Genomic DNA, 6,000 nt, shown 5'->3' on the forward strand with positions numbered 1-6,000 from the left:
GTGTGCCTCAAGGGCGGAAAATAGTGTCGACAGCGGCATCGGCAGCGTCGCTGTCAACCCCGTCTGTATTGTATGCAGTGACTTGATAGATAGGATTGGGATCTTCGTTGACTGCCTCTCCCATGCCAAAACTGGAATAACCAGAGATACATGGGCCCAGCAATCTAACATTCGTCCCAGAACCGTTTTGAGGCCTTAGGTTCATTGCCCAACTAGTCGCATCGAACAGCTGATCGCACACCTTTATATCGGAGACTGCGGTGCAGCCGGCGACATTGGTCCGATTGATTAGATTCTCAACTCCACACTCGGTAGAGCGGGCAAGCTGTTCGGCGTTCTGAAATGCAACGTTTGTGGACCGATAATTGAAGGCCATTCGTTCTTGCAGGCCTGTCACCTGCATCCCCGCGATTCCGAGCAACGCAAGAAGAATCAACATGATCAAGGCGACATAAAGCACTGCCCCTGACTGATTATTTCTAGACGTCAGATGTAGCCGCCCGCCTTGCTGCATTCTATTCAGGCTAGTTTCCATACAAACGATTCCTCAGCGCCGCCGTCGTTTCGTAGACGCCTCGCACCCTCCCATCAAAGGAAGAAGGTGGGACAAACTCTACTCCAAGCACACGTGGGCGATTTGCGGCAATAGGTGCAGCCGCCGCGGAATTCTCAGGACTTCTCATCAAAAGTCCAATCTGGACACTACCGACGCGCCGCCACTGTGCGGCCACACTGCCTAGAGTTGCAGCAGTATTTTGGACATCAATATAACCACTTGGGGGGTTCAATGTCAGATCCGTTACACGATCCTGACCATATATGAACTGTAAGCTCTCCACGCCCTCAACCAGCTCCTCGCTGGTGTAGCCTGCCCCGCCGTATCGCGCCCGGAAGAGCGCAGGTTCGCCACCTGAGTTTGCGGCGACATAATAAACAAGCGACTCTGCTCGGTACAAGTTGGTTTGCCCGGTGGGCTGAGCGGAATAGCGGCTGATGGCTTTCGCCACCGTTACCTCGCCAGTTGACGCAGAAGTAGCAGATGCTTGGAACACATCGGCGTAGGTACAATCTGCAACACCGAACAGTTGGGGATTGGCGACGCCGTCCTGGGTGAAAGCAACCCACCGCGCCGGTGACACCGTAAATTTCGTCGTGCTGGCGCCAGCGGCCACTGTATTGACGGGCGTACCCTGCGGTGAGAGAAACCGCAAAACGACGATGTCACTGCCTGCTAGTGGAGAGAGCGCGGAAATTGACGTAGGCAGACCAGGAGTCCATCCGCCTGTGGGAGCACCAAGAGTTACTGAGTCAGACGGTGCGGTGCCGTTGGCCTCATACCCCTGGATTGATACTTTAAAATTTAGCGCCTGGTCCGCGTTGCTCGCAAAATTCGACTGCAACGCGTCAGAGTTCTGGAGGTGGGATTGATCGCTTACACAACCAAAATGCCCAGCCATTCTTATATCACGCTGCAGGTAATCGATGGCAAAACGTGCATTTTCCTGAGTTCGTGCAAGGCCCTCTGAAAGACGGTACGCAGTTTTAGAGGCGGCAAAGACCTGCAGAATGCCAAGCATCAACACCAGACCTATGACCAACGCGATCATCAATTCAATTAACGATACGCCGCTGACTCGTAGACGTCCGCGCTTAAAGCCGATCATAGTTTAGTGCTCACGCTAAATTGCGTACTATCTCCGCCACGATCGCTCCAGGTCAGTTGCACAGTCGCGATACCGTTATCAAACAACACTGTCGAACCTGCATTATCTCCAAGCGTCCTGACCACCTCGCACTTCCATAAAGCAACCATCTTTGATACGTCGGCAGCGCCAATTGACGGAATACAGCTTGTTGTACTGACAGAGCCACTTGCAAAGGTAGCCAGGCTGGGAAAGCTTGCCGCGCTTAAGCGATTGACGCGCATTTGATCAAGCAGCTCTGTGGCTAGGTTAGTGGCCTGGGTCCGAACGGCTGCACTTTTCGACATACGCACGCTGGTCGTCTGCAGCAGGGCAAAGCCAAGCAATCCGATTGCAAGCACAAGGACCGCGACAAGCACCTCGATTAATGAGAAGCCTCGTTGCGCCGATCTTGAGCGGCCATTCTTCAAAATAGAGGTCGACCTACTCATGTGCAGTTGCTCTTGGAAATACGGATCTGCCCCGTTACACCCACAGTCAAGGTGCGAGCTAATGCAACCTCACCAGCTTTACAGCTGCTTGATTGAATCAGAAACACCTGTGAACCTTGCAGTGCCGCCCCATTCGACCCGCTTCCTACAACTCTGCCGCGTCGATCAAAGGTGAATTTAACAGGTGGATTTCCTTTGTAGGTCACGGCCCCTTTTCCTTGGCCATATCGAAGGACGGCTTCATTGCCATCCAGGCTTCCATTTGCGTTATCGTCACGCCAGACGATCCAGCCGCTGTCCCAATTGCCACTACAACTGGTGCCGGTACTGGAAGGGCATATCCCCGCGCTACTATTAGTCCGCACGGCTTCACTTCGCCCGAATGAAAATGCGGCAAGAACCTCATTGGAGGCGGTAGCAATTTGATTTGACTGAATGACGCTTTTGAAATTAGGAAAGGCGATCGCTGCCAATACCGCAATCACCGCGACGGTTACCAGCAACTCCAGCATCGTGAAACCGCGCTCTCGAAACGACATCTACATGCTCCCCAGCATTGAGGCCACATCGTGCCTCACCCTGAAATCAGACACAATCTACAGGCGGATGAACGGTGCAACGAGGGGGACGAGCGCTCCCCCCTATTGTCTCGTCTCAAGTCACCACCCGATAACAAGGCCGGTAATCCCCCGAAATCTTCATGCGGCGCTGCTCGACGAAGCCGCGCAGCAGCTCGTCCAGGGCCTGCATGATGTCCGGGTCGCCGTGGATCTCGAAGGGGCCGAATTCCTCGATACGGCGCATGCCGTCCTCCTTGACGTTGCCGGCGACGATGCCGGAGAAGGCACGCCGCAGGTCGGCGGCCAGTGCGGGCGCTGGGCGGCCGTGGTGCAGGTCGAGGGCGGCCATGGCCTCGTGGCTGGGTTCGAACGGCTGCTGGTACTCAAGCGGGATGTGGACCGACCAGTTGAAGTAGTACGAGTCCTTCTGCTCCTTGCGGTGCGCGCGTACCTGGTGAATGCCTTCGGCCATGCGACGCGCCACGGCGACCGGGTCGCCGACGATGATCTCGTAGCGGGAGGCGACAGCTTCGCCCAGGGTGAGCCGGATGAAGCGGTCGATCTGCTCGAAATACGGGGCGGCGATGGTCGGGCCGGTCAGGATCAGCGGGAACGGCAGGTCGGCGTTCTCTTCGCGCAGCAGGATGCCGAGCAGGTAGAGGATTTCCTCTGCCGTGCCGACGCCGCCCGGGAACACCAGGATGCCGTGGCCGATGCGGACGAAGGCTTCCAGGCGCTTCTCGATGTCCGGCATGATCACCAGGTGGTTGACGATCGGGTTCGGCGACTCGGCGGCGATGATGCCCGGCTCGGTGACGCCGATGTAGCGCGTGTGATGCTTGCGCTGCTTGGCGTGCGCGATGGTGGCGCCCTTCATCGGGCCCTTCATGGCGCCCGGGCCGCAGCCGGTGCAGATGTCCAGCCCCCGCAGGCCCAGCTCGTAACCCACCTGTTTGGTGTAAAGGTATTCGTCGCGCGAGATGGAATGGCCGCCCCAGCACACGACCAGGTTCGGGTCCGACGGCTGCAGGATGCGTGCATTGCGTAGCTGTCCGAACACCGCGTTGGTGATGCCTTCGCTGGTATCCAGATCCCCGCGCTGGGCTTCCAGCTCGATCGCCATGTAGGCCAGGTCGCGCACCACGGCGAACAGCAGTTCGGCCACGCCCCGGATGATCTCGCCATCGACAAAAGCCATCGCCGGTGCGTTGCTTAGATCGATGCGGATGCCGCGGTCCTGCTGGTTCACCTGGATATCGAAATCCGGATACAGATCGCGCGCGGCGCGCGGGTCGTCTGACGCGCTGCCGCTGGTCAGCACGGCCAGCGCGCAGCGGCGCAACAGCTCATGCATGCCACCGCTGGAGGCATCGCGCAGACGCGCAACTTCCGCCTTGGACAACACGTCCAGGCCACCGCGCGGATAGATCCGCGCATCCACCACCGGCAGCGCCCGTGCTGCCGTACTGCTGAGTTCCATAGCATCTCCCTTCATTTATAGCCAACTTTAGCGTATCGGCCGCCAAAATAAAAATTACCTGCAACTACCATCGGCGCATCAAAACTGACCAGCATCAATAAATTTATGAAGGGCAACGCTTAAATGAAAAGAAATATGAAATAATAAAAAGCACAGGCGGCCATCACTGACGACTATATTCGTAATTACTTCGATAATCACGAACATTCCGAAATTTGGCCGTCGTAGCTTGAAACTTTAGGTTCACTCCAATTCTTAGCCGACCTAACTTTTAGGGTATTTGATTCGGCCCCAGCAGTCAAAATCCGCAAACTTTCACGGCGCTTTAGCACTTCTGGAGGAGTGCCAGATGCTCCTAGGGTTGCATAAATTTTATCATAAATAAATAATGAAAAAACGGGATCCTTTTCGATAATCACCTGGGAGAGTAATGATCGGTTTATACCGTTAGAGGGATCATTTGCATCAGCCAGGGCAAGCATCGCATATATATCGCCAGACCTTGCCAACTCAATCGCGTACTTTTCCGCTACGCCCTTGTATTTTATTAACTCGATAGCGGACGAGATCACATCATCGCTGCGAAACGGGCGGCCCAACATGTAATAGCGTTTCGCCTCATAGCTGCCAGCCTCCGCAGCTTTTCGCCAGTACGAAACTATCTCACCCGCATTCAGCGAGGCCGCACCTTCGCAACGCGCCAAACCCCTTAACAAAGTTTCAACCCCTGTCAGTGCTTCCTTACTATTGAGAGTATTCACGCTCAATGCAGTTAACCTGTTAGACATGTTCATACACTTCTGCAATTCACTGGCCAATTTGCATGAGGCCCTCACATCCCCTGCATCAGACTTCAATTTTAAATCTCTTAAAAAATTAGGAAAAACCTTCTTTGCTGGGGAACTACCAGGATCAATGGAATTACCGACCACCTTATTAGATTTTTGCTCCGAATTTACTGCCAAGCCAGCTAAATCAACATGATTATTGAGCTCATTGAAATAATTCCTATAAAGGAATGAAATTAAAATAAAAAGGGCCGCCACAAAGACGACCCCAAAAAACAAGACCTTCAAGCTTGATTTGCTTTTAAACAAATTTAATTTCCCATTCAGACTGGAGTGGGCACTCGACAAATATCAGGCACATATTCGTAAGGGAATCCGAAGGTACCAAGCGGGGCATTTCCGCCCTGCACAACTCCCATTAAAATGACTGGACCGCCTATACCGACTGCAGCATAGGTTTCTTCTAACCCGTCGTCGTACCTAACTCTATAAAAGTCACCAAACCCTATCGAACGACGAACTAACGCATTATATGAGTTTATATCATACATTGCGTGCAGCATACGTTGCTCTCTAGACGAGCCGCAAACTGCCGGGTAGGGGTTAGGAATCGCTGGGTCCAGATTGAGCATAAAATCACCTGCGCTGCCGCCATCGTCCGACGGCCAGTTTGGCACCCACTCCTCACCGCAGTTGCAAGGGAACTGCGGAAGTGGAAAGCTCTGAGTATTCGCTGAAGCATCCATAAGACCAAAAACGCCCACGCTTAATGCAAGACAAACTGCAGCCCTCAACGGAATAGTTCCCATTTAAAATCTCCATTTGTAAAAATATTAAAAACCCAAAATAAAATTTTCCAACCCCTCATCGTCGCCTCTTCTTGCATAGGCTTTACTCATACTCTCAGCAGAGCTCAATAAGTTTACGAAATAATGATATAAGTGCCTTAACAGGCTGCTGAAATACCTCTCAGCTCGTAGACTACTTGAGTCGGAACATCCCCCACTACCATGCGTGGCGTAGACGTCTTCAGCGAGC

The 6,000-nt window shown here is 53.7% G+C and carries 7 protein-coding genes; all 7 read right to left on the minus strand.

All coding sequences use genetic code 11. The features are described 5' to 3' along the window. Positions 1-7: 7 nt before the first annotated feature. The 7 genes from XarbCFBP7408_RS20175 to XarbCFBP7408_RS22520 all read right to left on the minus strand — a co-directional run bounded on the left by XarbCFBP7408_RS20175 (position 8) and on the right by XarbCFBP7408_RS22520 (position 5,771). On the minus strand, positions 8-535 hold the full coding sequence (locus XarbCFBP7408_RS20175) for a pilus assembly PilX family protein (protein WP_258072242.1): 528 nt from the start codon (positions 533-535) through the stop codon (positions 8-10). Then, positions 525-1,664, minus strand: a complete 1,140-nt coding sequence (locus XarbCFBP7408_RS20180) for a PilW family protein (protein ID WP_104564459.1) — start codon at positions 1,662-1,664, stop codon at positions 525-527. Before XarbCFBP7408_RS20180 ends, XarbCFBP7408_RS20175 begins: the two co-directional genes overlap by 11 nt. Next, the gene (gene pilV, locus XarbCFBP7408_RS20185; RefSeq protein WP_104564460.1) at positions 1,661-2,134 is read right to left on the minus strand and encodes a type IV pilus modification protein PilV; all 474 of its coding nucleotides are present in this window, start codon (positions 2,132-2,134) and stop codon (positions 1,661-1,663) included. The genes XarbCFBP7408_RS20180 and pilV overlap by 4 nt, the downstream gene beginning before the upstream one ends. Then, positions 2,131-2,673, minus strand: a complete 543-nt coding sequence (locus XarbCFBP7408_RS20190; RefSeq protein WP_104564461.1) for a GspH/FimT family pseudopilin — start codon at positions 2,671-2,673, stop codon at positions 2,131-2,133. Before XarbCFBP7408_RS20190 ends, pilV begins: the two co-directional genes overlap by 4 nt. 115 nt (positions 2,674-2,788) lie before the next feature. Next, positions 2,789-4,174: a nucleotide 5'-monophosphate nucleosidase PpnN gene (gene ppnN, locus XarbCFBP7408_RS20195; RefSeq protein ID WP_104564462.1), complete on the minus strand. Its 1,386-nt coding sequence runs from the start codon at positions 4,172-4,174 to the stop codon at positions 2,789-2,791. 197 nt (positions 4,175-4,371) lie between these two features. After that, on the minus strand, positions 4,372-5,250 hold the full coding sequence (locus tag XarbCFBP7408_RS22515) for a hypothetical protein (RefSeq protein WP_146093799.1): 879 nt from the start codon (positions 5,248-5,250) through the stop codon (positions 4,372-4,374). A gap of 35 nt (positions 5,251-5,285) precedes the next feature. Beyond that, the gene (locus tag XarbCFBP7408_RS22520; RefSeq protein ID WP_146093800.1) at positions 5,286-5,771 is read right to left on the minus strand and encodes a hypothetical protein; all 486 of its coding nucleotides are present in this window, start codon (positions 5,769-5,771) and stop codon (positions 5,286-5,288) included. Positions 5,772-6,000: the final 229 nt, after the last annotated feature.

It is taken from the genome of Xanthomonas arboricola pv. guizotiae (assembly GCF_002940205.1).
Classification (GTDB): Bacteria; Pseudomonadota; Gammaproteobacteria; order Xanthomonadales; family Xanthomonadaceae; genus Xanthomonas; species Xanthomonas arboricola_C.

Excerpts from the sequence above, each read along its gene's own strand:
- pilV (WP_104564460.1), bottom strand. The coding sequence starts at position 2,134 with ATGAGTAGGTCGACCTCTATTTTGAAGAATGGCCGCTCAAGATCGGCG.
- XarbCFBP7408_RS20175 (WP_258072242.1), bottom strand. The coding sequence starts at position 535 with ATGGAAACTAGCCTGAATAGAATGCAGCAAGGCGGGCGGCTACATCTG.
- XarbCFBP7408_RS22520 (WP_146093800.1), bottom strand. The coding sequence starts at position 5,771 with ATGGGAACTATTCCGTTGAGGGCTGCAGTTTGTCTTGCATTAAGCGTG.
- XarbCFBP7408_RS20190 (WP_104564461.1), bottom strand. The coding sequence starts at position 2,673 with ATGTCGTTTCGAGAGCGCGGTTTCACGATGCTGGAGTTGCTGGTAACC.
- ppnN (WP_104564462.1), bottom strand. The coding sequence starts at position 4,174 with ATGGAACTCAGCAGTACGGCAGCACGGGCGCTGCCGGTGGTGGATGCG.
- XarbCFBP7408_RS20180 (WP_104564459.1), bottom strand. The coding sequence starts at position 1,664 with ATGATCGGCTTTAAGCGCGGACGTCTACGAGTCAGCGGCGTATCGTTA.